General features: G+C 66.2%; 23 protein-coding genes. 9 read left to right on the top strand and 14 right to left on the bottom strand.

Annotation, left to right across the window (positions count from 1 at the left end; genetic code table 11):
* Positions 1–4: 4 nt before the first annotated feature.
* From ISP20_RS15515 to ISP20_RS15495, 5 genes are read right to left on the bottom strand one after another with little or no spacing between them, the layout of a single operon-like run.
* On the bottom strand, positions 5–793 hold the full coding sequence (locus tag ISP20_RS15515) for an SDR family oxidoreductase (RefSeq protein ID WP_204637023.1): 789 nt from the start codon (positions 791–793) through the stop codon (positions 5–7).
* Positions 794–809: 16 nt separating this feature from the next.
* Positions 810–1,580, bottom strand: coding sequence for an SDR family oxidoreductase (locus tag ISP20_RS15510; protein ID WP_204637022.1), 771 nt, complete (start codon positions 1,578–1,580; stop codon positions 810–812).
* A gap of 54 nt (positions 1,581–1,634) precedes the next feature.
* On the bottom strand, positions 1,635–2,324 hold the full coding sequence (locus ISP20_RS15505) for a histidine phosphatase family protein (protein WP_204637021.1): 690 nt from the start codon (positions 2,322–2,324) through the stop codon (positions 1,635–1,637).
* 3 nt (positions 2,325–2,327) lie between these two features.
* Positions 2,328–3,395: a phosphotransferase family protein gene (locus tag ISP20_RS15500; RefSeq protein ID WP_204637020.1), complete on the bottom strand. Its 1,068-nt coding sequence runs from the start codon at positions 3,393–3,395 to the stop codon at positions 2,328–2,330.
* Positions 3,392–4,621 (bottom strand): acyl-CoA dehydrogenase family protein, encoded by a 1,230-nt coding sequence (locus tag ISP20_RS15495; protein WP_204637019.1) that lies wholly within the window; start codon positions 4,619–4,621, stop codon positions 3,392–3,394. The genes ISP20_RS15500 and ISP20_RS15495 overlap by 4 nt, the downstream gene beginning before the upstream one ends.
* Positions 4,622–4,721: 100 nt before the next feature.
* Here ISP20_RS15495 and ISP20_RS15490 point away from each other — a divergent pair, with 100 nt between their 5' ends.
* The 3 genes from ISP20_RS15490 to prmC all read left to right on the top strand — a co-directional run bounded on the left by ISP20_RS15490 (position 4,722) and on the right by prmC (position 8,376).
* Positions 4,722–5,645, top strand: coding sequence for a LysR family transcriptional regulator (locus tag ISP20_RS15490; RefSeq protein ID WP_204637018.1), 924 nt, complete (start codon positions 4,722–4,724; stop codon positions 5,643–5,645).
* A gap of 131 nt (positions 5,646–5,776) precedes the next feature.
* Complete coding sequence (locus tag ISP20_RS15485; RefSeq protein ID WP_204637017.1) at positions 5,777–7,453, top strand: FAD-dependent oxidoreductase; 1,677 nt, start codon at positions 5,777–5,779, stop codon at positions 7,451–7,453.
* Positions 7,454–7,548: 95 nt separating this feature from the next.
* A complete protein-coding gene (gene prmC / locus ISP20_RS15480; protein WP_204637016.1) occupies positions 7,549–8,376 on the top strand; it encodes a peptide chain release factor N(5)-glutamine methyltransferase in 828 nt (275 codons plus the stop codon).
* A 157-nt stretch (positions 8,377–8,533) separates the two neighbouring features.
* Here prmC and dxs read toward each other — a convergent pair whose 3' ends face one another.
* Positions 8,534–10,423 carry a 1-deoxy-D-xylulose-5-phosphate synthase gene (gene dxs / locus ISP20_RS15475; RefSeq protein ID WP_204637015.1) on the bottom strand — a complete coding sequence of 630 codons (1,890 nt, stop codon included), beginning with the start codon at positions 10,421–10,423 and terminating at the stop codon, positions 8,534–8,536.
* A gap of 130 nt (positions 10,424–10,553) precedes the next feature.
* Between dxs and ISP20_RS15470 the strand changes: the two genes are divergently transcribed.
* Complete coding sequence (locus tag ISP20_RS15470; protein WP_204637014.1) at positions 10,554–10,976, top strand: low affinity iron permease family protein; 423 nt, start codon at positions 10,554–10,556, stop codon at positions 10,974–10,976.
* A 195-nt stretch (positions 10,977–11,171) separates the two neighbouring features.
* On the opposite strand, the gene ISP20_RS15465 is transcribed toward ISP20_RS15470, so the two are convergent.
* Positions 11,172–11,774 (bottom strand): HNH endonuclease, encoded by a 603-nt coding sequence (locus ISP20_RS15465; protein ID WP_204637013.1) that lies wholly within the window; start codon positions 11,772–11,774, stop codon positions 11,172–11,174.
* A 256-nt stretch (positions 11,775–12,030) separates the two neighbouring features.
* Here ISP20_RS15465 and ISP20_RS15460 point away from each other — a divergent pair, with 256 nt between their 5' ends.
* A complete protein-coding gene (locus ISP20_RS15460) occupies positions 12,031–12,792 on the top strand; it encodes a SapC family protein (RefSeq protein ID WP_204637012.1) in 762 nt (253 codons plus the stop codon).
* A 195-nt stretch (positions 12,793–12,987) separates the two neighbouring features.
* Positions 12,988–13,389: an ester cyclase gene (locus tag ISP20_RS15455; RefSeq protein ID WP_204637011.1), complete on the top strand. Its 402-nt coding sequence runs from the start codon at positions 12,988–12,990 to the stop codon at positions 13,387–13,389.
* Positions 13,390–13,396: 7 nt separating this feature from the next.
* On the opposite strand, the gene ISP20_RS15450 is transcribed toward ISP20_RS15455, so the two are convergent.
* The 4 genes from ISP20_RS15450 to ISP20_RS15435 form a co-directional block, all read right to left on the bottom strand.
* Positions 13,397–14,104: a DUF899 family protein gene (locus ISP20_RS15450; RefSeq protein ID WP_204637010.1), complete on the bottom strand. Its 708-nt coding sequence runs from the start codon at positions 14,102–14,104 to the stop codon at positions 13,397–13,399.
* 14 nt (positions 14,105–14,118) lie between these two features.
* Positions 14,119–14,592 (bottom strand): GNAT family N-acetyltransferase, encoded by a 474-nt coding sequence (locus tag ISP20_RS15445; RefSeq protein WP_204637009.1) that lies wholly within the window; start codon positions 14,590–14,592, stop codon positions 14,119–14,121.
* Between the two features lie 246 nt (positions 14,593–14,838).
* Positions 14,839–16,614 carry an acyl-CoA dehydrogenase C-terminal domain-containing protein gene (locus tag ISP20_RS15440; protein ID WP_204637008.1) on the bottom strand — a complete coding sequence of 592 codons (1,776 nt, stop codon included), beginning with the start codon at positions 16,612–16,614 and terminating at the stop codon, positions 14,839–14,841.
* Positions 16,615–16,650: 36 nt separating this feature from the next.
* Complete coding sequence (locus tag ISP20_RS15435; RefSeq protein ID WP_204637007.1) at positions 16,651–17,133, bottom strand: hypothetical protein; 483 nt, start codon at positions 17,131–17,133, stop codon at positions 16,651–16,653.
* Between the two features lie 192 nt (positions 17,134–17,325).
* Here ISP20_RS15435 and ISP20_RS15430 point away from each other — a divergent pair, with 192 nt between their 5' ends.
* Positions 17,326–17,793, top strand: a complete 468-nt coding sequence (locus ISP20_RS15430; protein WP_204637006.1) for an SET domain-containing protein — start codon at positions 17,326–17,328, stop codon at positions 17,791–17,793.
* Positions 17,794–17,947: 154 nt separating this feature from the next.
* Here ISP20_RS15430 and ISP20_RS15425 read toward each other — a convergent pair whose 3' ends face one another.
* The gene (locus tag ISP20_RS15425) at positions 17,948–18,451 is read right to left on the bottom strand and encodes a GreA/GreB family elongation factor (protein ID WP_204637005.1); all 504 of its coding nucleotides are present in this window, start codon (positions 18,449–18,451) and stop codon (positions 17,948–17,950) included.
* A 126-nt stretch (positions 18,452–18,577) separates the two neighbouring features.
* On the bottom strand, positions 18,578–20,617 hold the full coding sequence (fusA, locus tag ISP20_RS15420; RefSeq protein ID WP_204637366.1) for an elongation factor G: 2,040 nt from the start codon (positions 20,615–20,617) through the stop codon (positions 18,578–18,580).
* A gap of 293 nt (positions 20,618–20,910) precedes the next feature.
* Between fusA and ISP20_RS15415 the strand changes: the two genes are divergently transcribed.
* Entirely contained in the window at positions 20,911–21,945 is a 1,035-nt protein-coding gene (locus tag ISP20_RS15415) for a hypothetical protein (protein ID WP_239535944.1), read from the top strand.
* An 85-nt stretch (positions 21,946–22,030) separates the two neighbouring features.
* Positions 22,031–23,923, top strand: coding sequence for a hypothetical protein (locus ISP20_RS15410; RefSeq protein WP_239535942.1), 1,893 nt, complete (start codon positions 22,031–22,033; stop codon positions 23,921–23,923).
* A 63-nt stretch (positions 23,924–23,986) separates the two neighbouring features.
* Here the strand turns inward: ISP20_RS15410 and ISP20_RS15405 are convergent, their stop codons facing one another.
* Positions 23,987–24,568, bottom strand: a complete 582-nt coding sequence (locus ISP20_RS15405) for a DUF4136 domain-containing protein (RefSeq protein WP_204637003.1) — start codon at positions 24,566–24,568, stop codon at positions 23,987–23,989.
* Positions 24,569–24,669 lie beyond the last annotated feature (101 nt).

Below are 24,669 nucleotides of genomic sequence, written 5' to 3'. Positions count from 1 at the left end.
CCGGTCAGACGGCGCGAGCGCCGCCATCGATGACGAGTTCCGCCGCGGTCACATAGCGGCTTTCATCGGATGCGAGATAAAGCACGGCATAGGCCACATCGTCCGGTTCGCCGAGCCGGTGCATGGGAATGCCGCGCACCAGTTTACTGGTGGCTTCCTCCTCGCCCAGCTTGTCGAAGAACGGCTGCACGATGCCCGTGCGGATGAAGGCGGGATGGATCGAGTTGCAGCGCACGTCGATCTTCTGCCGCGTGCAATCCATCGCCACCGATTTGGTCAGCGCGGCCACGGCGGCCTTGGAGGTGTTGTAGGCGGTGTAGTCGGGATCGATCTTGAATGCCGCCAGCGAGGAGATATTCACGATCGAGGCCGGCTGCGCATCGCGCAGATACGGCATGGCGTGCTTGCAGCCCAGCATGATGCTGTCCAGGTTGACGCCCATCACGCGGTGCCATTCCTTCAGTTCGATGCGCTCGACGCCGCCGAGCGAACCGATGCCCGCGTTGTTCACCAACACCGAGAGACCGCCCATGGCTTTGGCGGCGTCCGCGAGCGTGCGTTCCCAGGTGGCCTCGTCGCGCACGTCCTGCGTTGCCGACCATGCCACCGTGCCGCCGCATTCCTGGTTGATCTGGGCGGCGACCGCGGCAACGCTCTGCGCATCGATATCGGTCAGGAAGACCTTGGCGCCGTGCCGCGCCAGCATGCGCGCGGAGGCGGCACCAAGACCGCCGGCGGCGCCGGTGACCAAGGCGCGTTTGCCAGCGGCACGTGCGGGAAGAGGAGATGTCATGGCGTGTTCCTTGGTATCAGACACTGAGGTAGCCGCCATCGACGTTCAGCATGGCGCCGGTGGTGTAGGAGGCCGCATCGGACGCGAGATAAAGCGCCGCACCGGCCATTTCCGATGGCTGCGCCACGCGGCGCATCGGCACGTGCGCCAGCGCCTGCTTGAGGATGGCCGGCGTGTTCACCAGCACCGAGGCGAACTTGGTGTCGGTAAGCCCCGGCAGCAGGGCATTGCAGCGCACGCCTTGTTCGGCGCATTCCACGGCGAAGGCCTTGGTCATCGAGATCACCGCTGCCTTGGTGATCGAATAGATGCCTTGCTGGAAACCCGGCACTACGCCATTCACCGAGGCCACGTTGACGATCGAGCCGCCGCCGTTCGTTGCCATCAGGCGCGCGCCATGGGTGGACATGTAGAAGTAGCCGCGGATGTTCACGTCCACGGTTTTCTGGAACACCGAAGGGTCGGTGTCGAGAATGGGTCCGAAGTACGGATTCGTGGCGGCGTTGTTGATCAGGATATGCAGGCGGCCGTGGGCTTGCTGCACGTGTGCATACAGTGCCTCGATCTGCGCCATCTCGCCGATATGACAGGCGAACGCCTCGGCCGAACCGCCCTCGGCGACGATGCCGTCGACCACGGCCTGGCAGTCCGCCTGCTTGCGGCTGGACACGATCACGTGCGCACCGTGGGATGCGAGCAGTTTCGCGATCTCGGCGCCGATGCCGCGGCTGGCACCGGTGACGATGGCGATCTTGCCGGTGAGGTCAAACGTGCTCGGTGTGGTCATGAAGTCAAGTTTCCATCGCGTAGTTGGGACGGTGCTATCGGGTGCAACGGCGACTCATCGCAAGGTCACGAGTTGCTCGTCACGCGTCCGCTCCAGGTGCGGCCACGTGTTGTACGTCACCAAGCTGGTGCTGCGGGAGCCTAGTCGAAGCTTTGTCACTCCCGTGTTCACGAGCGACCAGCTGAGATCGAAAGTCTTCGTCTCCGGCACCTGCAGCAGCGCCGCCACCATCACGGTGATGGGACCGCCCGAGGTGAACGCCCAGAGGGTGTTGGCGGACGACTCGCTCAGCTGGTTGAGTGCATCGAGCACATCGCTGCGAAAGCGGTTCCAAGGGCGGCTGTAGTCGGCGTCGTGCTCGCCGCTGGTCCAGCGCCCGATGGCGTCGACAAACAGCTGCTGGAACGATCGATACGGATCGGACTCCTGCGTCATCGCGGCGCGCAACGCGCCGGGCGCAGCCAGGTCGGGACGCAGCCGTGCCAGCAATTCCAGGTGATCGACTTCGTCCAGGCCGGGCAGGGTGATCGGCGATGCGACGACGCCCGCAGCCTCAAGACAAGGCAGCGCCGTCTGGCGATGGCGGGCACGCGGTCCCATCGCCACCAGGTCGGGCTTCTGCCCGCATTCGGCGAGCCATGCACCGAGCAGGGACGACTGTTGCACGCCCAGCGGCGACAACCGGTCGTAGTCCTCGGCATGGAAACTCGCCTGGCCGTGCCGTATCAGCAGCAGTTCCCGCATGCGTCAGTCCAGGCCGGCCATCAGCCGACGGCAGCGCGAGCCCATATAGCGGGCAGCGTCGCCGAAGCCGGCGAATTGCGGATTGGTGGTTTGTCCCAGTGCATAGCGACGGTAGATCTGCTGGATGATCACCATCAGGCGGAACAGTCCGAAGATCTCGTAGAAGCGCCAGCGCGAGACATCCATGCCGGTGCGTTCGCCGTAGTACGCGACGACCTGGTGACGCGTGAGCATGCCGGCTTCATGCGTGGGCTGGCGGCGGAACGACTGGAAGATCGGGTCGTCATCGGCCTGCACCCAGTAAGCCAGCGAGCTGCCCAGATCCATCAACGGATCGCCCACCGTAGCCAGCTCCCAATCCAGCACGCCGACGATATCGAGCGGGTGGTCGGCGGCAAGCACCACGTTGTCGAAGCGGAAGTCGTTGTGGATCACGCAGCTGGCGTTGTCGTGCCTGGGTTGCTGCGATTGCAGCCAGGCGATGATGTCCTCGCACGGATCGGAGCCTTCCGTTGCCGACTGCCGCCAGCGCTCGCTCCAGCCCGCCACCTGCCGCGCGATATAGCCTTCGCCTCGGCCGAATTCGCTCAAGCCCGGTTGGGCGGCGTCGACGTGGTGCAGCTCGATCAGCCGATCGATGAAGCCGAGGCACAATGTTCGCACGCCGTCGCGATCGAGTCCGAGTCCGGCCGGAAGATCGCGACGCAGGATGGTTCCCCGCAGGCGTTCCATCACGTAGAAGTCCTGGCCGATCACGCGGTCGTCGTCGCAACGCGCGAGGATCGCCGGCACGTACGGGTAGCTCGCCTTGAGCGCGGTCATGACGCGTGCTTCGCGCAGCATGTCGTGGGCGGACTTGGCCTTTGCGCCGCGCGGCGGGCGACGCAGCACGAGGTCTCGCTGCGGATAGCTCAGCAAGTAGGTGAGATTCGAGGCGCCGCCGGGAAACTGCCTTACCGTCGGCGCACCCTGCAGCCCTTCGATATGCTGCTTCAGAAAGGCGTCGACGCGAGCGATATCGAACGCGTCTTCCTCGCGCACCTCCCTGGCCTGGTCAGCGGGCGCGGTCATGCTCGATTCTCCACGGCGAGCTGGGCCTTCGCTTCGAGTTTGGCGACGACGGCGCGATGCACTTCGTCCGGACCATCGGCGAGGCGCAGCACCCGGGCATAGGCATAGAGCTGCGCCAGCGGGAAATCGTCGGTCAGGCCGGCGCCGCCGTGGATCTGGATCGCCGCATCGGCGGCCTGCTGCGCGACCATCGGTACCACCACCTTGATCTGCGAGATCAGGCTGAGCGCCGCCTTGCTGCCTCGCGTGTCCAGCGTCCAGGCGGTCTTGAGCGTGAGCAGTCGCGCCTGTTCGATCGCCATGCGCAGGTTCGCGATGATGTCGGCGTTGCCGCCCAGCTTGAGCAACGGCTGGCCGAACGCCACGCGCGATTGCGCACGTTTGCACAGCAGCGACAACGCGCGTTCGGCGGTGCCGATCGCCCGCATGCAATGGTGCACGCGACCCGGCCCCAGCCGTCCCTGGGCGATCTCGAAGCCGCGGCCGGCGCCGAGGATCACATGGGAAAGCGGCAGGCGCACGTTGGCGAAATGAAGTTCGCCGTGGCCCGAGGGCTCGTCGTAGTCGTGGAATACCGGCAGCATGCGTTCGATCTGCACGCCTGCGGCATCCAGCGGACAGACCACCATGCTGTGGCGGCGATGCGGCTCGGCCTGCGCGTCGCTCAGGCCCATGAAGATCACGAAGCGGCAATGCGGGTGGCCCAGGCCGGTGGTCCACCACTTGCGGCCGTTCAGGACGATCTCGTCGCCCTCCACCGTGGCCGTGGCGCGCATGTTGGTGGCATCGGAAGAGGCGACGTCCGGTTCGGTCATCGCGAAGCCCGAACGGATCTCGCCGCGCAGCAGCGGTTCCAGCCACTGCCGCTTTTGTTCTTCCGAACCGTAGCGATGCAGCACTTCCATGTTGCCGGTGTCCGGCGCGTTGCAGTTGAACGCCTCGGGCGCGATGAAGGAGTGCCCCATGAGCTCGGCGAGCGACGCGTACTCCACATTGCTTAGGCCGGGACCGCCGTCGAGACCGGGCAGGAACAGGTTCCACAGGCCGGCATCGCGGGCACGTGCCTTGAGCTGTTCCATCACCGGCGGCTGGCGCCATTGCCGATGGTCCGCGCCACCGACGAGTTGCGCGGCATAGACGGGCTCGGCCGGAATCACCTCATCGCGCATGAAACGTGCGAGGCGCTCGGTGAGCGCGTGGGTGCGCTCGGAGGGGGCGAAATCCATGGCGGTTCTCCTCAACTCCCGGGGAGCGTACGCCCCGGACCGCCAATTATTGAAATGAATATACTTTATGGGTTGGCATTAGCCACATGAATGGGCGTGGATGATGGAACGCGACAGTCGTATCGACCTCAACCTGTTCCGCGTGCTCGATGCGATCTATACCCAGGGCGGGGTCAGCGCGGCGGCGCGCGTGCTGCACCTGACCCAGCCGGCGGTGACGCATGCCTTGCGCCGCCTGCGCGACCAGCTGGGCGACCCGCTGTTCGTGCGCCAAGGCAACCGCCTCCTGCCCACCGACAAGGTGCGCGCGATGATGCCGGCGGTGCAGGGGCATCTGAAGGGGTTGCTGGCCAGCACGCATGCCCAGCCGAGTTTCGATCCGTCGCGCCTGCAGATGGAGTTCGTCATCGGCTTCCGCGACATCCTCGAATCGATCGCTTTGCCGGGACTGATGGCCAGCATCGGTCGCGATGCGCCCGGCGTGCGCGTGGTGAGCCGTCGCGTGGCGGCGGACGAGGTGGAGCGCGAACTTTCCACCGGCGCGCTGGATCTGGCGGTGGATCGTCCGCTGCGGGCCGGCGAACGCATCTCGCATCGACGCCTGCTGGATGAGACGCTGGTGGTGGTGATGCGGCGCGACCATCCGCTGTCGCGGCAACTGCGTCGCGCGGATTATCTCGACGCGCAGCACGTCACCGTCTCCCCGCTGGGCGAGTCGAGCGCGCTCGATGCCTTGATGGGCCAGAACGGCATGTTCCGCGAAGTGCGCATGGTGGCGCAGCATTACTTCTCTGCCTGCCAGATCGTCGCCGCCAGCGACCTGCTGCTCACCGTGCCCAAGGCCTACGCCGATCACCTGGCGCCCTTGCTGCCCATCGCATTACAGCCGTTGCCGGTGCGCATCAAGGCGATTCCCATCCTCGCCTACTGGCATGATTCCAAGGACAACGACCGGGCCCATCGCTGGTTTCGTGAACGTCTCGTCAAGTCGATCACCGTCGCCATGCAGGCGTCGTCGCAATGACTTGCGACCGACACCGTTGCGGCGCACGATGCATGCAGCAGCGCAGCGCAGAGTCTGCCAAACGCGCTGACATGACCTGAAAGGACGCGCCTGGCTCGCCACCGGGCCGTCCCCATGACGAGGTGTCTTGCATGTCCGAGCAGTCGCCAGCACCTGAGGTCGTCTACGACCCGACCGATCCGATGAACCGCAAGGAGCAGATGTTTCCGCGCCTGGACCCGTCGATGGTCCGGCGCATCGCCAGCTACGGCCAGGAGGAACTCGTGCCTACGGGCACGATGTTGTTCGAACGCGGTCAGCGCGGCGTCGACTTTTTCCTCGTGCTCGATGGCCTGGTGGAGGTCTTCGACATCGACAAGCACGGCCAGTCGAACGTCTTCACCATGTACGCCGCGCGCCAGTTCAGCGGCGAAATGAACATGTTCAACCATCGCGCCGTGATGGCCTCGGCGCGCGTGGCGATGGACAGCCGCGTGCTGCGAGTGCGCTCGGCGGATTTCCGCCGCATGGTGGCCGCGGAAGCGGACATCAGCGAGATCATCATGCGCGCCTTCATCCTGCGGCGCGTCGGCCTGATCCGCGCCGGTTTCGGCGGCGTGGTGCTGGTCGGCCCCGGTCATAGCGGCGACACCTTGCGGCTCGAGCGTTTCCTGGTGCGCAACGGTTACCCGCATCGATTGATCGACACCGAAGTGGATGCCGACGCGGAAGGCTTCATCGAATGCTTCCAGCTTCACCCCGATCAATTGCCGGTGGTGATCTGCCCCGAACGTTGCTTCCTGCAGAATCCGAGCACCTCGGAACTGGCCGATGAACTCGGTCTCACCGAAGTGATCGATCCGGACTTCGTCTACGACGTGGCCGTGGCCGGCGCCGGTCCTGCAGGGCTGGCCGCTGCCGTGTACGCCGCCTCGGAAGGTCTCACCACCATCGTGGTGGAGGGCGTGGCGCCGGGCGGGCAGGCCGGTACGTCGTCGAAGATCGAAAACTATCTGGGCTTTCCCACCGGCATTTCCGGGCAGGCCCTGGCCGGTCGCGCGCAGGCGCAGGCGCAGAAGTTCGGCGCACGGTTGGCCATCTCGCGACAGGCCTCGGCGTTGGACTGTTCGGTACATCCGTTCCGCATGCGGCTGGACGATGGCCAGACCATCCAGGCGCGCGTGGTGATCGTGGCCACCGGTGCGCGCTATCGCAAGCTGGACGTGCCCGGCTACGAACTGTTCGAGGGCGCCGGCATCCACTACGCCTGCACCGCGATGGAAGGACAGCTGTGCAAGAACGAGGAAGTGGTGGTGGTCGGCGGCGGCAATTCCGCCGGACAGGCCGCGGTGTTCCTCTCGCGCATCGCCTCGCACGTGCATGTGCTGGTGCGCTCTTCCGGCCTGGCCGCGACCATGTCCGATTACCTGGTGCGGCGCATCCAGCTGTCCTCGTCGATCACGCTGCACACGCATAGCGAGATCGTCAATCTGGAAGGGGATGGGCGCCTGAAGCAGGTGAGCTGGCGACAGCGCGAGACCGGCGAGGTGACTACGCGGCCAGTCAGCAACGTGTTCGTGATGATCGGCGCCGAACCCAACACCGACTGGCTGAAGGATTGCCTCGCGCTCGACAACAAGGGCTTCGTGCTCACCGGCCGTTGTGCGCAGGGACATTTGCTCGAATCGCCTTACGCGACCACCAAACCTGGCATCTTCGCCGTGGGCGACGTGCGTTCCGGCTCGGTCAAGCGTGTGGCATCGAGCGTGGGCGAGGGCTCGGTGGTGATCCAGGCGGTGCATGGCTATCTGGCGCCGGCGCCGGGCTGACGCCGGGCGCATTGGCTCTACACTGTGCGTTCCCCACACCAGGATGCAGCGATGACCATGGCGTCGATCCACGCGGCCGGCCGAGTACGCCACCCGTGACTGAAGTACGCGACGTCATCGCCGATGCCACGCGCACGCTCGGCGACCGCCTGGAAGCCGAGCTGCTGCTCCTGCATGTGCTGGACAAGCCGCGCAGCTGGGTGATCGCGCATGCCGACGACCGCCTCGACGAAACGCAGCTGGCGGCCTTCGCAGCGCTGGTGCAGCGTCGGGGAGAGGGCGAGCCGGTGGCCTATATCACTGGCCACCGCGGCTTCTGGACGCTGAACCTGGAAGTCACCTCGGCCACGCTGATCCCGCGTCCGGAAACCGAGTTGCTGGTGGAGCTTGCGTTGTCGCGCATGGATGCGGCGGCGCGCGTGGTCGACCTGGGCACCGGCAGCGGTGCGATTGCCCTGGCCATCGCGCGCGAGTGTCCGACGGCGCGCGTGGTAGCTACCGATGCGAGTGCCGATGCCCTCGCCGTGGCGCAGCGCAATGCCGCCAAGCACGGCATCCGCAACGTGCGCTTCGCGCAGGGCGACTGGCTCGCGCCGCTGGCTGGCGAACACTTCGACCTGGTCGTGACCAATCCGCCCTATATCGAAGCGGACGACGTGCATCTGGGGCAGGGCGACCTGCGTTTCGAACCCGCCACCGCCTTGGCCTCCGGCGCCGATGGCCTGGACGATATCCGCCGCATCGTGGCGCAGTCGCGCGATCATCTCGTGCCGGGTGGCGCGCTGTTGATGGAGCACGGATGGAACCAGGGGCCGGCCGTGCGTGCGATTCTCGAGGGTGCCGGCTACAGCGACGTGTTCACTGAACAAGATCTCGAGCAGCGCGATCGCGTCAGCGGCGGCGTCTGGCATGAACCTGTGTAGGAGCGCACCCTGTGCGTGACTGGCCAGTACGTTAGCTCACGCTCTGGCCGGTCGCGCACAGGGTGCGCTCCCACAAAAGACCGCTGCGGCGGTATGGACGTCCAAACAAAAAACGCCGCGACATGCGCGGCGTTTTCGGTAAGCCTGCATCGTTCGCTCAGGCGGTGATCTGGCTGCGCGAACCCACTTGCGGGAAGCGCGCACGGATCGCATGACGGATGCTTGGCAGGTCGAGGCCGGCCATGGTCAGCACTTCCTCGCGGCTGCCGTGCTCGAGGTATTTGTCCGGCAGGCCCAGGTGCAGGATCGGCTTGACGATGCCGTGCGCGGCCAGGCATTCGGCCACGCCGCTGCCCGCGCCACCGGCGACGGCGTTGTCTTCCAGCGTCACGAACGCATCGTGGGTACGCGCCAGCTCGAGGATCATCGCCTCGTCCAGCGGCTTCACGAAACGCATGTTGACCAGGGTGGCGTCCATTTCCGCGGCGATTTCCGTCGCCGGCGCCAGCATCGCGCCGAAGCTGAGCAGGGCCAGCCCGTGACCGCGACGGCGCAGTTCCGCCTTGCCGATCGGCAGCGTTTCCAGTTCCTGCTGCAGCGGCACGCCGGGGCCGGTACCGCGCGGGTACCGGATCGCTGCCGGACCGTGATAGTCGAAGCCGGTGCTGAGCATCATGCGGCATTCGTTTTCGTCGGCCGGCGCCATGACCACCATGTTCGGCAGGCAGCGCAGAAAGCTCAGGTCGAAACTGCCCGAGTGGGTGGCGCCGTCCGGGCCGACCACGCCGGCGCGGTCGATGGCGAAGGTCACGTCCAGGTTCTGGATCGACACGTCGTGGATCGCCTGGTCGAACGCGCGCTGCAGGAAGGTGGAGTAGATCGCCACCACCGGCTTGGCGCCTTCGCAGGCCATGCCGGCTGCCAGCGTCACCGCGTGCTGCTCGGCAATCGCCACGTCGAAATAGCGCTGCGGATATTCCTTGGAGAAACGCACCAGGCCCGAGCCTTCGCGCATCGCGGGGGTGATGCCCAGCAGGCGCTCGTCGGCGGCGGCCTGGTCGCACAGCCAGTCGCTGAAGATGTCGGTATAGGTGGGCTTGGACGGGCCGGCCTTCTTCACCAGGCCCGCCTGCGGATCGAACGGACCCACCGCGTGGTATTCGATCTGCGCCTGCTCGGCGGGCGCGTAACCCTTGCCCTTGGTGGTGATGACGTGCAGCAGCTGTGGGCCGGGCAGGTTCTTCACCGTGCGCAGCGCGGTCAGCAGCTGCGGAATATTGTGGCCGTCGATCGGGCCGGTGTAATGGAAGCCCAGTTCCTCGAACAGCGTGCTGGGCACGAACATGCCCTTGGCGTGCTCTTCCCAGCGCTTGAAGAAGCGGCCGAAGAACGACTGCTTCGGGATCGCACGCTTGGCCCGCTCGCGCAGCGCGTTCAAGCGGCGGCTGGACATCGCGCGCGCCGCCATCTTGGTCAGCGCGCCCACGTTCTCGCTGATCGACATGCCGTTGTCGTTGAACACCACCAGCATGTCCGGTTCCACGTCGCCGCCGTGGTTGAGCGCTTCGAATGCCATGCCGGCGGTCATCGCGCCGTCGCCGATCACGGCCACGACCTTGCGATGGTCGCCCTTGCGCTGCGCGGCAATGGCCATGCCGAGCGCGGCCGAGATCGAGGTGGACGAGTGGCCCACGCCGAAGGTGTCGTACTCGCTTTCCTCGCGACGCGGAAACGGTGCGAGGCCGTCCTTCTTCTTGATCGTGGTGATGCGGTCGCGACGGCCGGTGAGGATCTTGTGCGGATAGCACTGGTGCCCGACATCCCACACCAGTCGATCGTGCGGCGTGTCGAACACGTGGTGCAGGGCCACGGTCAGTTCCACCACGCCCAGGCCGGCGCCGAAATGGCCGCCGGAACTGGCCACGGCTTCGATCAGGTACTGACGCAATTCATCGGCGACGGCGGGCAGGTCTTCATCGGACACCTTGCGCAAGTCGGCCGGGGTCGCGATGGGCGCCAGATGGGGGTAGCGGGACAGGTCGTTCATCCGCGTATTGTTGGCCCAGCGGGGAGGCGGGGCAAGGGCGGTGAGGTGAAAACTTGCGGGCCGGCCCTCCACACGGCGCTGACACGGCAAGGACGAGGCTGCGGCGCAGTCATTCAGCCAGGACGGTCCCATGAGCATGAGCAAGGCTTTCCAGCGGTTCGCCGGAGCCGTCGCCCGCTATTCCGGTCGCCCGACGACCTTCGTCCTGGCGGTATTGGTGGTGGTGGCCTGGGCCGTCACCGGGCCGATGTTCCACTTCGGCGATACCTGGCAACTGGTCATCAATACCGGCACCACCATCGTGACTTTTCTGATGGTATTCCTGATCCAGAACACCCAGAACCGGGATTCGGTGGCCGTGCAGATCAAGCTGGACGAATTGATCCGCAGTTCACAGGCGCACAACGCCCTGCTCAACCTGGAGGAACTGGACGAGGTGATCCTGGAGCGGATCCGCCGCCGTTACTGCCAGCTGGCCGAGGATGCGCGCAACGAATTGCAGCGCATCGAGGACGAGGACAACCCGTTCGGCGACGAGGCCGAAACGCCTTAGAAGCGGTTCAAGTTCCCGGGGCCATCGGGTTCCCTTCACCGTCATTCCGGCGCAGGCCGGAATCCGGTGGCCCCGGTGGTAGGTTTTCGCGAGGCCCGTACATGTGGGCACTCGCGAAAATCCAGCGCACTCGCTACCGGATTGCGGCCTGCGCGGGAATGACGCTGAGGTATCAGCCGGAGTCCGATCCGGCTTTCAAACCATATGCTCGCGGCGGTCGCGCGGCAGGTGGTTGACCAGGAATTCCATCTGGTCGGCCAGGATGTTGCGGTTGGACAGGATCAGGTGCTCCACCCAGCTGGGGCGGTAGGGCACGGCCAGCAGCGGCATATTGGCCTGCTGCGGCGTGCGGTTGCTCTTGCGCAGGTTGCAGTGCAGGCAGGCGCTGACCACGTTTTCCCAGGTGTCCTTGCCGTGCTTGGAAATCGGCAGCACGTGGTCGCGGGTCAGCTCGCCGCGGCTGAAGCGTTCGCCGCAATACATGCACAGGTAGCGGTCGCGGGCGAACAGCGCCGTGTTGGTGAGTGCCGGCGAGGGATCGATCGCGTGGTCCCGGCAGTGCCCGGTGCTGGCGATGATGGGGTGCAGGTCCAGCGTGCTCTGCAGGCCGCTCAGGCGATTCTGGCCGCCGTGGACGGTGATGCAGGGGTCGCCCAGCGTCCATGCCACGGCGTCGCGAACATAGAGGCAAACCGCCTCCTGCCAGCTGATCCAGTCAAGAATTCGGCCGGCGGCGTCCAGCGACAGCACGCGGGTCGAATGAAGGTCGACAACGCGGCTAGGTACTTCCATCAGCATGCAAAACCGTCCTTCAACCCAGGGGAATGAACGTGCGGGTGCAGCAAAGATGCTTTTTGACAGCCCGAGGATAGACCAAATCCATGACAGAACACACGCAAACGGTTGTCCGAGCAGGGAAGAACCAGATTTGTCGGGTGTTCTCGGTTCGGTCCCGGCGCTGATATAGTGTCTGTTCATCAGTAGACCCGAGGCCGGGTTTGGGAGGGGGAGCCTGGGTGGCTACCCCGGCGCGGCTGGGGATGAGGTAGTCAACGTGGCTGAAGTTCTTTTCTACGAGCGTCCTGTTCCGCTCAACCGCACCCAACACAAAGACCTGCGCATCAAGCCGATCCCGAACCTCAAGTTCGCGGGCGCTGTGCATTCGGTGCCGCTGACCGGCGTGGAATTCCCCGCCGCTGCGCGCGATCTGCCGATCTTGTTTGGTGGCCTCACTGTCGAAGACGCCGGTCCGATGGCCCTGCTGGGCCTGCGCGAGAACGAGAACCTGTTCATCGACGCCAACGGCACCTGGGAAGCGAACGCCTACATCCCGGCCTTCATCCGCCGCTATCCGTTCGTGCTGGCCGAGAAGCCGGCCGGCACCGAAGGCGACGATTTCACCGTGTTCCTCGACGAAGCCTATGAAGGCTTCAGCACGGCCGAGGGCGAAGCCCTGTTCAAGGACGACGGCAGCGAGACCGAGATGCTGAACAACGCCGTGCGTTTCCTCGGCGAATTCCAGCAGCACGTGTCGCGCACGCATTGGTTCATGGAGCAGCTGCGCAAGCACAACCTGCTCGAGCCGCGCAACATCCGCCTGGAGAAGGATGGCAAGTCCATCAACCTCAACGGCCTGTTCGTGGTGAACGAAGAGCGCCTGCGTGCGCTCGACGAGAAGACCACGCACGAATTCCTGCGTGAGGGCGTGTTCGGCTGGATCTATGCGCACCTGCTGTCGCTGAGCAACATCGACCGCGTGTCGCAGCGCCTCAGCCAGCGTGAGCAGGCTGAAGCGGGCGCTCCCGCTCTGAACTGATGTTCCCGGCGTCACGGCACCGCACGGTGCCGTGACGCTGTTCCGCAACGCGCAAGGCGTTGCGGCCGGTTTGTTGCCCATGGCGACCCGCGCAAGGGTCCGCCCTCACACTGTCCACGCATGCCCCGGCGATATGCTCCGCCCGGACGGCGGCTGGTTGCCGTCGGCGATACCGTCCCCCGGCTCAAGGCAGGCATGTCCGAGCAGAACAAGCGCGTAGTGATGACCTACGTCGACGCGTTCAATCGCGGCGATCTCGATGCCGTGTGCGCGATGTTTGCGTCCGACGCCCTGATCTACGGCGCGCTGGGCTGGGGTGGCCTCGACACGGCGCGTCCGATGTGGGAACAGCTGATGCGCTGCTTCCAGTTGAGTCTCGAAGTGGACGCCGTGGTGGCCGAAGGCGACACCGTGGTGGTGCGTTACACCGAGCGCGGCCGTTCGGTGCAATCGTTCCGCGACGGCCCGGTCACCGGCAAGGACTACGAAGTTCAGGCGATGGAATGGTTCGTGGTGAAGGAAGGCCATATCGAGCGGCGCTGGGGTGTGCGCGACACCGCGTCGATGTTTCGCCAGATGGCCTTGCCGTTGCCTTAGCCGCGGCTCACTTGTCGTAGGTCAGGCTGGGCCGCCAATCGCCGCCACGCCCTTCGGGCAGGCAATCGAGCAGGTTCCACAGCGGCCAGATCGGGTCGACGTGACGCGGATCCTGCCCGGCTTCCGGCGGCACGAACATCAGCTCGCTGCACCAGGTGTGATGGATCTGCCCGTCGCGTTTGAGAAACACGTTGAGCGCCGGCATCTGCCGACCCTCGGCGGTTTCGCCCTGGTAATCGGCGTTGTACGTGGTGTGTTCGGACGACAGCAGATGCAGCTGCCGCCAGCCGCGTTGCTGCGCGAAACGGCGGATGCGCTGGATCGGCGATTTGGCCACCACGGCCACGTTGGCGCGCTGACGCAGATGCGGCATCTCGCCATCGAGCGCATCGAGAATCGACGAGCACGACGGGCACGGCGCAGACATCGCCGGCCCGAACATGTAGCTGTAGACCACCAGCGTGTCCTTGCCGTCGGCGAACAGTTCCGACAGGCGCGTCTTGCGCGCGACGCCAGTGGTCAGCGGCGTGTCGCCTTCGTCGTCGAATTCGTAATCCACGGGAATCGCGCCGCCCAGCGGCAACGCGCGCCGCAAGGCGGCGGTGGCTTCGGTCTGGCGCCGCAATTCGATTTCCGCCTGCAACAGCCGGTCGCGTGCGACGCGATAGGCGTGGCTTTCGCCGGGAAATCGAACCGTGTGCAGTGGATCGTTCATGACGGACTCCCGACTCAGCGGACAGGTTTGGCCAGGCGCAGCAGGTCAAGCGCGTAGCCAGCGCTCTCATACACGGCGCGGGCGCGCTCGTTGCCCGGAAAAACCGCCAGCGTCATCAGCTGGCAACGATGTTCGCGCGCCCAGTTCTCGGCGTGCTCCAGCAGCACGCGGCCGACGCCGCGACCTTCGTGCTGCGGCGCCACGGCAATGTCGGAGATGTGGCAATTGCTGCGGCCGGTGAAATAGTCCTGGGTCTTCTGCAGGTGGATGAAACCGACCGGCTCGCCGTCGTCGTCCTCGGCCACGAACAGGAAACTGTTGGCGGGTTGTTCGTCCAGATGGCGGCTGAGGTCTTTGCGGATGCCTTCGATGCATTCGTGGCGGCGCCGCCACGGCGGCAAGCTGAAGTCCACGAAGCGGGGCACCAGGCCGAGGATGAAGTCGTCATCGTCCTCGGCCAGGCGGATCAGATAGGTGGCGTCACTCATGCGGGTGCAACCGGCAGCGAGAGAAGTGCGTCGTTTCTACACCCAGCCGCGTGGAGACGGTAGTCCCGAAAGCGTGAAAAACCCCTTTGTATACGGGAGGTATATGTGGGAGCGCGCTTGTGCGCGACAGGCCTTCCCGCAGGGTCTGTCGCGCACGAGTGCGCTTCCGCAGAAAAGCTCCTCACAAAGTGCACGCCCACAAAAAAAGGCCCCTCCATCGCGGAGGGGCCTTGTGAGAGCACTACATCAAGCGATGGCGGGGATCGTATCCACGCCCGCCTCGATGGCGGCCTTGTGGGTGAGGCTGCGCGGCAGCAGGCGGGCGAAGTAGAACGCGGCGGTGTCGCGCTTGGCCTGCTTGAACGCTTCCTGCTGGCTGCTGTTGGCCAGCGCGGCGACGCCGCGTGCCGACATGTAGGCCAGGGCGATGTAGCCGGAGTAGTAGAGGTAATCCATCGCCGCGGCGCCCAGTTCCTCCGGGTTGGCCTGCACGCGCTGGGCGAGCGTGGTGGTGAGCTCGGCCCATTCCTTGGCGTACCTGGCGAGCGGGCCGATCAGTCCGGCCAGCGCGGCGTCCTGCGCATGCTGCTGGCAGAAGGCCTGGATTTCCTGCAGGAACAGCTTGAAGCCGGCGCCCTGCAGCTGGAGGATCTTGCGGCCCAGCAGGTCGGCCGCCTGGATGCCGGTGGTGCCTTCGTACAGCGTGATGATGCGGGCATCGCGCACGAACTGCTCCACGCCGTTCTCGGCGATGTAGCCGTGGCCGCCGTAGACCTGCAGCGCTTCCTTGGTGCACTCCTGCGCCAGCTCGGTCACCACGCCCTTGGCGATCGGGATCAGGAACGCGACCAGGTCGCTGGCCTGCTTGCGGGTGGCTTCGTCGGCGCCGCGCGCTTCCACGTCGGTCTGCAGCGCGGTGTACAGCAGCAGGGCGCGCGAGGCTTCCACGATGGCCCGCTGGGTCAGCAGCATGCGGCGCACATCCGGCTGCACCATCAGGTTGTCGGCCGGCTTCTGCGGGAACTTCGGACCCGACAGCGAGCGGCCCTGCAGGCGCTCGCGTGCGTAGTTCAAGCTGTTCTGCAGCGCGCGCTCGGACAGCGCCAGGCCCTGCACGCCCACGCCCAGGCGTGCGGCATTCATCATGGTGAACATGGCGGCCAGGCCCTTGTGCGGCGCGCCGATCAGGTAACCCTCGGCGGCGTCGAAGTTCATCACGCAGGTAGCCGAACCGCGCAGGCCCATCTTGTGCTCGATGGCACCGGCGGCGACCGCGTTGCGCTCGCCCAGCGAACCATCGGCGTTCACCTTGAACTTGGGCACGATGAACATCGAAATGCCGCGGCTGCCAGCCGGCGCGTCGGGCAGGCGGGCGAGCACGAGGTGGATGATGTTCTCGGCCAGGTCATGCTCGCCGGCGCTGATGAAGATCTTGGTGCCGGTGATCTTGTAGCTGCCGTTCTCGCCCGGTTCGGCGCGGGTCTTGAGCAAGCCCAGGTCGGAACCCGCCTGCGGCTCGGTCAGGCACATGGTGCCGGTCCAGCGGCCTTCCACGATGGGCTTCAGGTAGGTGGTCTGTTGCGCCTCGGTGCCGTGCACTTCCATCGCGTGGCAGGCGCCCTCGGACAACAGCGGATACAGGCTCCACGCCAGGTTGCCCGACTGGAAGATCTCGGTGGTGGCGGTGCCCATCACGTTCGGCAGCGCCTGGCCGCCGAAGTGCTCGGCCTGGGTCAGGCCGGTCCAGCCGCCTTCGGCGAACGCCTTGAACGCTTCCTTGAAGCCCTTGGGCGTGGTCACGGCATGCGTGGCCTTGTCGAAGCGGCAGCCTTCCTCATCGCCGCTGGCGTTGACCGGAGCCAGCACGGCTTCGCTCAGGCGACCGGCTTCCTCGAGCACGGCGTCCAACAGGTCGCGCGTGTGGCCTTCGCCACCCTGCAGCTTGGTCAGCACGGCTTCTGCGCCGAGCACGTCGAAGAGGGTGTAACGCTGGTCGTCGAGGGGGGCCTTGTAGATCGTCATGGCGATGTTCCTTCGTGGGTCATGCAAGCGCTGAGATCAGCGCCAGGTATTGGGGATTCCCGGCACCGGCGACAGCCAGTCATTGCCGTGGAAACTGAAATCGCGGTTGTCCTTTTCCTGCTCCGGCTTGGCGTTGGCCGTCCCGGTCACGTTGTACGGCACGCTGCCCGCGCTGCCCTTGACGGCGGCGGCCTTGAGCGCGGCGCTCATCTCGGGCGTGGGCAGCAGGTCGAGCTGGGTGACGTCGGCGGCGAACGGAGGGATGTCGAGATCGAAGCGGGCATGCAGGCGCACCGGCACGAGTTCGGCGATCTGCAGCTGGCCGTCGAGCGAGTGGAAGTCCATCGAGCCGTAGCTGTTGTTCTGGATGCGCAGGGTCAGGCGCCACTGGCCGTCGGGCCGGGTGGCCATCTCCTGGATGCTCACGGTCGGCGGAAACACGCTCTTCTTCGGCGGCCCGCAAGCCACCAGACCCACTACCAGCACGAGCAGCGCCACACAGCCGAGCAGTCGTTTCATGGAAGGCACCTCAAACGATTGTTTGAATCTTAGCAGGAGCACCTCGGCCTCTGTCCATGGCTGCCTGCGTGGAAATTGATCTCAGGCCGAGTGCGATGACGCCTTGACGGGCGATGCGCGTACCGGCAGGAGGTTCCCATTGCGCAACGCAGCAGGCATCATCGCGAGTTCATCCCTCACCACACGCTGCCCATGACCCGACGTATCGTTGCCCGCCGCTCTCCCATCCATGGCAATGGCGTGTTCGCCGTGGCCCCGATCAAGAAGGGCGAGGAAATCGTCGAATACAAGGGCACCCTGATGAGCCACGCCGAGGCCGATGTGCTGTACGGCGATGGCGGTGAAACCGGGCATACCTTCCTGTTCACGCTAAACGACGACTTCCTGATCGATGCCAATCGCAAGGGCAATACGGCGCGCTGGATCAATCACAGCTGCGACCCGAACTGCCAGGCGGTGATCGAAGAGAGCGCGAACGGCAATCCGCGCAAGGATCGCGTGCTGATCGAAGCGATCCGCAACATCAAGCCCGGCGAAGAGCTGACCTACGACTACGGCATCACGCTGGACGTGCCGCACACCGCGCGCCTGAAGAAGCTGTGGCAGTGCCTGTGCGGTTCGCCCAAGTGCAGCGGCACGTTGTTGAAGGGCAAGCGCTGAGTTTCAGTTCGCGGAAAAACTGTAGGAGCGCACCCTGTGCGCGACCGCGGCCTGTCAGTACATCTCAATCATCGCTTTTCGTTGCTTCGTCCGGCGTCCATGGGGCGCCGGTCGCGCACAGGGTGCGCTCCTACAGAGATAGCCGGCATCTTCGTCAGCTGTCCTCGGGATAATCGATCCCGGTCAGCTCGATGACCACATCGCCCGCCGGCCGCTGCCAGGTCACCTCGTCACCCACCCGTGCGCCGAGCAGGGCCTTGGCCAGCGGTGAGACGTAACTCACCAGACCGTGCTCCACGTCGGCCTCGTCCTCGCCGACGATGCGGTAGCGCGCTTCGCCTTCCTCGCTGTCCACCGTCACCGCGGCGCCGAACGCCACGCGGTCACGCGGCTGCTGAGCCGGTTCGATCTCGATGGCGCTGCCGACGCGGGTGGTGAGCCAGCGCAGTTCGCGTTCCACCTCGGCGAGTTCGCGTTGTTGCGGCAAAGTATCGGCGGCGGCGCGCAGGGTGTCGCGTCGTTCGCGCAGCGCGACGAGGCGCGCACGCAGCTGCGCCAGTCCGCGCGGCGTCACGTAGTTGGGGTGTTCGCTCAGCGGGATCTCCGGCAGCCGTTCGCCGACGGATTCGTCCGCATCCTTCACGAAGGAGCGGCTCATCGCATGCCTCCAGCGCCGCCAGTGTCGGCGCGTTTCCATTATTCACATGCGGCGTGATGGCGGCGCCTCAAGGGTGCGCGTCGGCATGGCACCACAGCGGCCGCGCCCATGACGGCGGGCCGCCGGTCAGTCCTCGTCCAGATGCGGTTTCCAGGCCTCGGCCAGTTGCTTCTGCACCGGCGGAGGCACCGGTTCGTAGTGACTGAGATCGAGGCTGTAGCGGCCGCGGCCACCGGTCATCGCCTTCAGTTCGGTGGGATAGTCGGTGAGTTCGGCCAGCGGCGCCTGCGCCTTGATCACCAGCTCGCCGCCACGCAGCGAATCGGTGCCCATGATGCGCGCGCGCTTGCCCGCGAGCCCGCCGGTGACGTCGCCCACGTTCGCTTCGGGAATCGCCACTTCCACGTCCACGATGGGCTCCAGCACGATCGGCCGCGCCTTGCCGACCGCATCCAGGAACGCTTTTTTTCCGGCACTGATGAAGGCCACTTCCTTGGAGTCGACCGGATGGTACTTGCCGTCGTAGACGGTGACGCGCACGTCCTGAATCGGATAACCGGCCACGGCGCCGGCTTCCAGCGCCTGCCGTACGCCTTTCTCGATCGCCGGCAGGAACTGTCCCGGAATCACGCCGCCCTTGACCGCGTCGACGAACTCGAACCCAGCGCCGCGATCGAGCGGTTCGACGCGAAGGAACACCTCGCCGAACTGTCCCGCGCCGCCGGTCTGCTTCTTGTGGCGATGATGGCCTTCCGCACGTCCGGCAATGGTCTCGCGATAGGCAATGCGCGGCGGGTGGGTGGTCACTTCCACGCTGTAGCGGTCCTTCATGCGCTCCAGCATGATTTTCAGGTGCAGATCCGAGAGCCCGCGCACCACCGTCTCGTTGAGTTCCTTGTGATGCTCGACGCGGAAGCAGGGGTCTTCCTCGGCGAGGCGGCCGATCGCCTGCGAGAGTTTCTGTTCCTGTCCCTTGTGCTTGGGCTCCAGCGCCAGGCCGAACATCGGTTGCGGAAAACGGATCGGTGCCAGGTGGATGCGGTCTTCCTCGTGCGAGTCGTGCAGCACCGCGTCGAAATGGATTTCCTCCACTTTCGCCACCGCCACGATGTCGCCGGGAATGGCCTGGTCGATTTCCTCGTGCGTCTTGCCGCGCAGGCGGAACAGGTGTCCCACCTTGAACGGTTTCTTGTTGTCGTCGATGAACAACTGCGTATCGCGCTTCACCGTGCCTTGCCAGACGCGGAACACGCCGAGCTTGCCGACGAAGGGATCGTTGACGATCTTGAACACGTCGGCGATCACGTGTTGCTTGGGATCGGCATTGACGGTGATCGCCTCGTCCTCGCCATTGAGGAACGGCGGTGCGTTGCCTTCGGCCGGATTGGGCAGCAGGCGTTCGGCCAGTTCCAGGAATTCCTTGACGCCGGCGCCGGTGCGCGCGCTGACGAAGCAGATCGGTATGAGGTGGCCTTCGCGCAGGCATTGCTCGAAGGCATCGTGCAATTCGGCCGGCGTGAGGTCGCCTTCGCCGGAGTCGAGGTAATGCCCCATCACCGTTTCGTTGATCTCCACCACCTGGTCGAGGATGCGCTGGTGCGCGTCGGCCAGCGAGGAGAAATCGGTGGCTCCTTCGCTGTGGAAAAAGCAGTCGAGCACTTTCGTGCCGCCCTCGGCAGGCAGGTTCACCGGCAGGCATTGGGTGCCGAATTCCTCGCGCAGCGCCTCGACCAGGGGACCCAGCCGGGCCACGTCGCAATCGATCTTGTTGATCACCAGCACGCGCGCGAGCCGGCGTTCGGCGGCGCGTTCCATGATGCGGCGGGTGCCGTACTCGATGCCGTTGCTGGCGTTGACCACGATGGCCGCGGTCTCCACGGCGGCGAAGGCGGACAAGGTGGGGCCGCGGAAATCGGCGTAGCCCGCCGTGTCGATGAGGTTGATGTGGCAGTGGCCGAACGGAATGCCGGCGATGGCGGTGTCGATCGAATGGCCGCGCGCCTTTTCCTGTTCGTCGGTATCGGACTGGGTGGTGCCGCGCTCCACCGACCCTTGGGTCTGGATGACGCCGCCCGCGTGCAACAGGGCTTCGAACAGCGTGGTCTTGCCGACGCCGGCGTGACCGGCGAGTGCGATGTTGCGGATGTTTTCCGTGTTGTACGACACGATGCGACCCTCCCATGGCTGGGCGCGGGTTCGTGCCGACGTGACCTGCGGCGCCGCACGAAGCCGCGCAAGCGGCTGACGATGGCGGGCCGTCATGGTCGTCCAGGCGTGCAGGACGCGGGGGCGGTCATGGCGGGTACGGCCGGGTGGCCGTCTGTCTAGGTTTTCGCCAATGCGCGCCCGGGTCAAGTTGCAGTGCGATGAGGGCGGTGGAATCGGCGCGGGAACCCTTGGCGCTTCCACGGGTCTCCACCCTGCCTGGCCGGCCCGGAGCGGCGGCCGGCTTTCCCCGTATGTCGAACGAGAATCCCATCGAGCACACCGAGCAGGTCGAACACCATCGCTGGACGTCGCCGGATCCGCATTCGCGCGGGCTGACGCCTCTCGATGGACCCACGCGCGCAATGCTGCACCAGCTGCGCTGGCGAAAGGCACCGCCCAACCGCGGGCGTCGCTGGCTGGCCCTGGGCATCGTGCTGGCCTTGCACGTCTTTTTCGGCTGGCTCACCTGGCATGAAATGCAATTGAAGAAAGCGGCGGAACGGGCCGAGGAGCAACGCACCGGTGCGCTGCAGGTGCGGCTGATTCCGCGAGCGGTGACGCCCGCCGGACCGGCGGCCCCGCCCGAGTTGCTGCCTCCGCCGCCACCGGAGCCCGCGCCGCCGCCGCGCCCGGTGAACAAGCCGGTCGTGCATGAAGCACCGGCGAAGAACGCCATGACCGTCAGTCTTCCGCCGGAACCGCCAGCGCCGGCCACCTCCAGTCCGCCTTCGCCGCAGCCGGACCTCTACAACGACGCCGGCCAGGAGGTACTTCCCGCCACCGCCAGTACGGCGCAGCCTGCGCCGGAAGCGGGCTACGTGCAGAAAATGCCGCAGGGCGATTCGAACATCATGCAGCACACCACCAGCGTGCCCTACAAAGCCACGCGCTTCGAGAAGGACTGGCAGAAGGGCGGTGGCAGCTCGGTCGACGACGCGCTGAAGAAAGGCGTGGACAAGAGCACTGTCTCGCACACTTTCCACATCGCTCCCGGCGTACGCATCCACTGTTCCGTTTCGCTGCTGGCGTTGGGCGGCGGCTGCGGTGGCGATCCGCCGCCACCGCCACCGTCCAACGACGGCGACATGCGCATGAACATGGCCCCGGCCAACCAGCTGGCGCCCGGTTCGCCGCCGCCCAAGACGGTGAGCGTGGAAGAGTGCATCGCCATCTATCGCGCCGAGAAGCCGCTGCCGTATGGCTGTCCGGTCGATACGCCCACGCGTTCGGTTGACGCCGAGATGCAGGAACGGGCCGCGCATCCCGCGAAGCAGGACGGCCATTGAGGCGTGCGCGCGAAGTACTTTTCAGAACCTCATCGGTGCCCGTTACACTTCCCCCATGGAGAGGGAATCCGCGGGCCGGCTGACAGTGACGCTTCCATCGCCCAAGTCGGCGGCGGAGGGTGCGGCCGTCTATCGTCGGCGCCGCGCCGAGCGGCCACGCGATCGCTGGCTGCGCATCGTGGCGCTGGTCGGCGCGCTGTTCGTGCACCTCGCTTTCCTGGTCGGCATCATCCTGGGTCCGGCCTACGAACTCGATGAGCCCAACGACGAGACGCCGCCGCTGGTCGTGCGCCTGATCGAGAAGCCCAAGGAAGAACCCCCGCCGCCACCGCCGGTGCGCGGTACGCCGCCCAAGCAGGTCGGGCCGGTGCACAAGGGCAATGCGAGCAACGCACCGCGCACGGCGCGGCAGAGTCGCTCCTCCACGCGCACCAACAACGAGCTGACGCCGGTCACGGTACCGGCGCTGCAGACCCCGGTGGTCACCGACGTACCCAGGTCCGCGGCGCCCAAGCCGGAAATCACCGCCGCGCCGCTTCCGCCAGTGACGCTGCCCAAACCCGCACCCGCCGAACAACTGCAACCCGTGGTCGCCGCCGCGGAGCCGCCGCAGGTGACCCTGGAGACGCCGGCCGTCGATAAGCCCGCGCCACCGAAGTTCCAGCCCGAACCCATTCGCAAGCCGCAGGCGGAAGGCAACCAGCCGGTGCAGCCGCCGGCGTCGCTGGCCGTTGTGGAGGTGCCGCCGCAATCCGCGCCGGTGGTGACGCCGCCCAGCATCGCGATGGACAAGGCCGTGCCCGCGATCGCGCCGCCCAGCATCGCGCCGGTGCCACGCCCCGAGGCGCCGGCATCGCCACCCGAGCCGGAGCTTCAGTCCGTACCCTTGCCGGCGCAGGCCGCCCCCACCGTGAACCTGCAGCCGCAGGACCATCCGGTGGCCCCGGTGGTGCCGCGCGAACAGCCGAGCATCCAATCGCCGGCCATCCGTGTCGCGGAAGAGCCGCAACTGGAAGCCGTGCCATTACCGCCCAATCCGCAGCCATCGCTGGAGCGCCCGCAGGCGCCGCGCCTGGAAGTGGCGGCGCCCAAGGCGATCGCGCTGGACAACGCACCATCGATCGAACGGCCGCAGTTGTCCGAGACGCCCTCGGAAGCGACGCCCACCCAGAACGCAGCGCCCTCGTCGGCAGCCAGCGCGTCGACGCAAAGCGCCGCCAGCGCGGCGTCGAACACGGCCAGCAGCGAGTCGAACCCCTCGTCCAGCGAGAGCGGCGAAAGCAGTGCGCCGAACGCCACGCCGCAGGGCAGCCGCACCGGCTCGCCCGGCCAGGCCAATGGCGTGAACCAATCGCCGAATGTGGCCGGCGGCAAGGGGCTCAACCTCTCGTTGCCGCCCGGTCAGGGCAACGGCACGAGCCAGGGCAAGGGCGACAAGGAAGGGAAGGGCGGGCAGGAAGGCGTCGTCGGCACCTACGTGCAGCTCAAGCCGCACGGCAATACTGAAGTGATGTCGCATGGCACGCCCAACATCGGCTATGCGCCGACGCGATTCGAAAAGGACTGGACACCCGAGGGCGAAAGCTCGATCGACACCGCGCTGCGTCACGCGGTGGAAAAGACCACCATGCGCCACACCTTCCATCTGCCCCGCGGCGTGCGCGTGGAATGCGTGGTGATGCCGCTGTTGCCGATGGCCCTGTTCGGTTGCGGCAGCGGCGATCCGCCGCCGCAGCCGGTGGACGATGTGGTCTACGAGCGGATGAAGCTGGCGCCGACCAATCCGCTGGTGCCGCCCGCGCCCGTCACTGCCGCGCCTGCGGTGGCCACGGTGAAGCTCGACAACAGCGCCGAGTGCGCCGCCGCGCGCGTGGCCGGTGGCCCGATGCCGCCGAACTGCCCTGCGGACGTGACCCTTCCCACCGGCCCCGCGCGCAGTAGCAGTAGCTGGATTCCGGCGAGCGATCAGTTCCACTGAGCCGACCGGCAACGCCGCCAGGTGTCTGCGTGGGTGCCGTCACCCACGCAGTCTTTGTCCCGCTCAGCGCAGGATGCCGTCGGTCTTGAGTTTCGGGATCAGCGTCTGTGCCAGTTCGGTGGTGGCCTTGGGAATGTTGTTGCTGCCGATGCCTTCGGTGGTCACCGTCCACACCAGTTTTTCCGTGCGCGGATCCCACACGCTGGTCTCCAGCGTTACCACGTCGTATTGCTGCACGTCGGGTACCGAGGCCCACGCGCCGCCGTACCAACCGTAGAAGCCGCCGTACATCGGCCCGCTGGGCGTCACGCTCACACGCTGCTCCACGCGCTGCACGCGGGTCACCAGCACGGCTTGTGCGCCGCTGGATTTGACCAGGTCGCGCAGTCCGATCGCGCCGGTGGTGCCCGCGGGAATCTGCGTATAGCTGGGTGCGGCCTGGATGCCTGCCGCCTGCAGCTGCTGCGAGAAGGTGTCTTCGAAGATGTGGCGCATCGCGTCGCTGCGCGAAATGCCCACCACCACTACATGGGATGCCGGCGGTCCCGGCCACGACGGATCGCGCCACTGGTTGGTGATGCTGATGGTGGAACACGCACTCAGCACGAGGCCGGCAACGATGACGAGCAGACGCAACGCTTTCATGGCGATGGCTCCTGGTGAAAGGCCCACCCCGACGGGTGGGGGCAGCGCGATTGTGCGGCGGCGATCGTGCAGACTTCGCGATAACCGCTGCACGCCTTCTT

It is taken from the genome of Dyella kyungheensis (assembly GCF_016905005.1).
GTDB classification, from domain to species: domain Bacteria; phylum Pseudomonadota; class Gammaproteobacteria; order Xanthomonadales; family Rhodanobacteraceae; genus Dyella; species Dyella kyungheensis.
Note: the sequence above shows the minus strand (reverse complement) of the source record. Positions and strands in the feature narration are given on the sequence as shown.

Bases quoted from the DNA above. Each gene is read 5' to 3' on its own strand.
- ISP20_RS15500 (WP_204637020.1), bottom strand. From the start codon at position 3,395: ATGACCGCGCCCGCTGACCAGGCCAGGGAGGTGCGCGAGGAAGACGCG.
- ISP20_RS15430 (WP_204637006.1), top strand. From the start codon at position 17,326: ATGACCCGACGTATCGTTGCCCGCCGCTCTCCCATCCATGGCAATGGC.
- ISP20_RS15455 (WP_204637011.1), top strand. From the start codon at position 12,988: ATGTCCGAGCAGAACAAGCGCGTAGTGATGACCTACGTCGACGCGTTC.
- ISP20_RS15435 (WP_204637007.1), bottom strand. From the start codon at position 17,133: ATGAAACGACTGCTCGGCTGTGTGGCGCTGCTCGTGCTGGTAGTGGGT.
- ISP20_RS15495 (WP_204637019.1), bottom strand. From the start codon at position 4,621: ATGGATTTCGCCCCCTCCGAGCGCACCCACGCGCTCACCGAGCGCCTC.
- ISP20_RS15415 (WP_239535944.1), top strand. From the start codon at position 20,911: ATGTCGAACGAGAATCCCATCGAGCACACCGAGCAGGTCGAACACCAT.
- dxs (WP_204637015.1), bottom strand. From the start codon at position 10,423: ATGAACGACCTGTCCCGCTACCCCCATCTGGCGCCCATCGCGACCCCG.
- ISP20_RS15510 (WP_204637022.1), bottom strand. From the start codon at position 1,580: ATGACCACACCGAGCACGTTTGACCTCACCGGCAAGATCGCCATCGTC.
- ISP20_RS15470 (WP_204637014.1), top strand. From the start codon at position 10,554: ATGAGCATGAGCAAGGCTTTCCAGCGGTTCGCCGGAGCCGTCGCCCGC.
- ISP20_RS15450 (WP_204637010.1), bottom strand. From the start codon at position 14,104: ATGAACGATCCACTGCACACGGTTCGATTTCCCGGCGAAAGCCACGCC.
- ISP20_RS15405 (WP_204637003.1), bottom strand. From the start codon at position 24,568: ATGAAAGCGTTGCGTCTGCTCGTCATCGTTGCCGGCCTCGTGCTGAGT.
- ISP20_RS15515 (WP_204637023.1), bottom strand. From the start codon at position 793: ATGACATCTCCTCTTCCCGCACGTGCCGCTGGCAAACGCGCCTTGGTC.
- ISP20_RS15490 (WP_204637018.1), top strand. From the start codon at position 4,722: ATGATGGAACGCGACAGTCGTATCGACCTCAACCTGTTCCGCGTGCTC.
- ISP20_RS15505 (WP_204637021.1), bottom strand. From the start codon at position 2,324: ATGCGGGAACTGCTGCTGATACGGCACGGCCAGGCGAGTTTCCATGCC.
- ISP20_RS15465 (WP_204637013.1), bottom strand. From the start codon at position 11,774: ATGCTGATGGAAGTACCTAGCCGCGTTGTCGACCTTCATTCGACCCGC.
- ISP20_RS15425 (WP_204637005.1), bottom strand. From the start codon at position 18,451: ATGAGCCGCTCCTTCGTGAAGGATGCGGACGAATCCGTCGGCGAACGG.
- ISP20_RS15445 (WP_204637009.1), bottom strand. From the start codon at position 14,592: ATGAGTGACGCCACCTATCTGATCCGCCTGGCCGAGGACGATGACGAC.
- ISP20_RS15440 (WP_204637008.1), bottom strand. From the start codon at position 16,614: ATGACGATCTACAAGGCCCCCCTCGACGACCAGCGTTACACCCTCTTC.
- ISP20_RS15485 (WP_204637017.1), top strand. From the start codon at position 5,777: ATGTCCGAGCAGTCGCCAGCACCTGAGGTCGTCTACGACCCGACCGAT.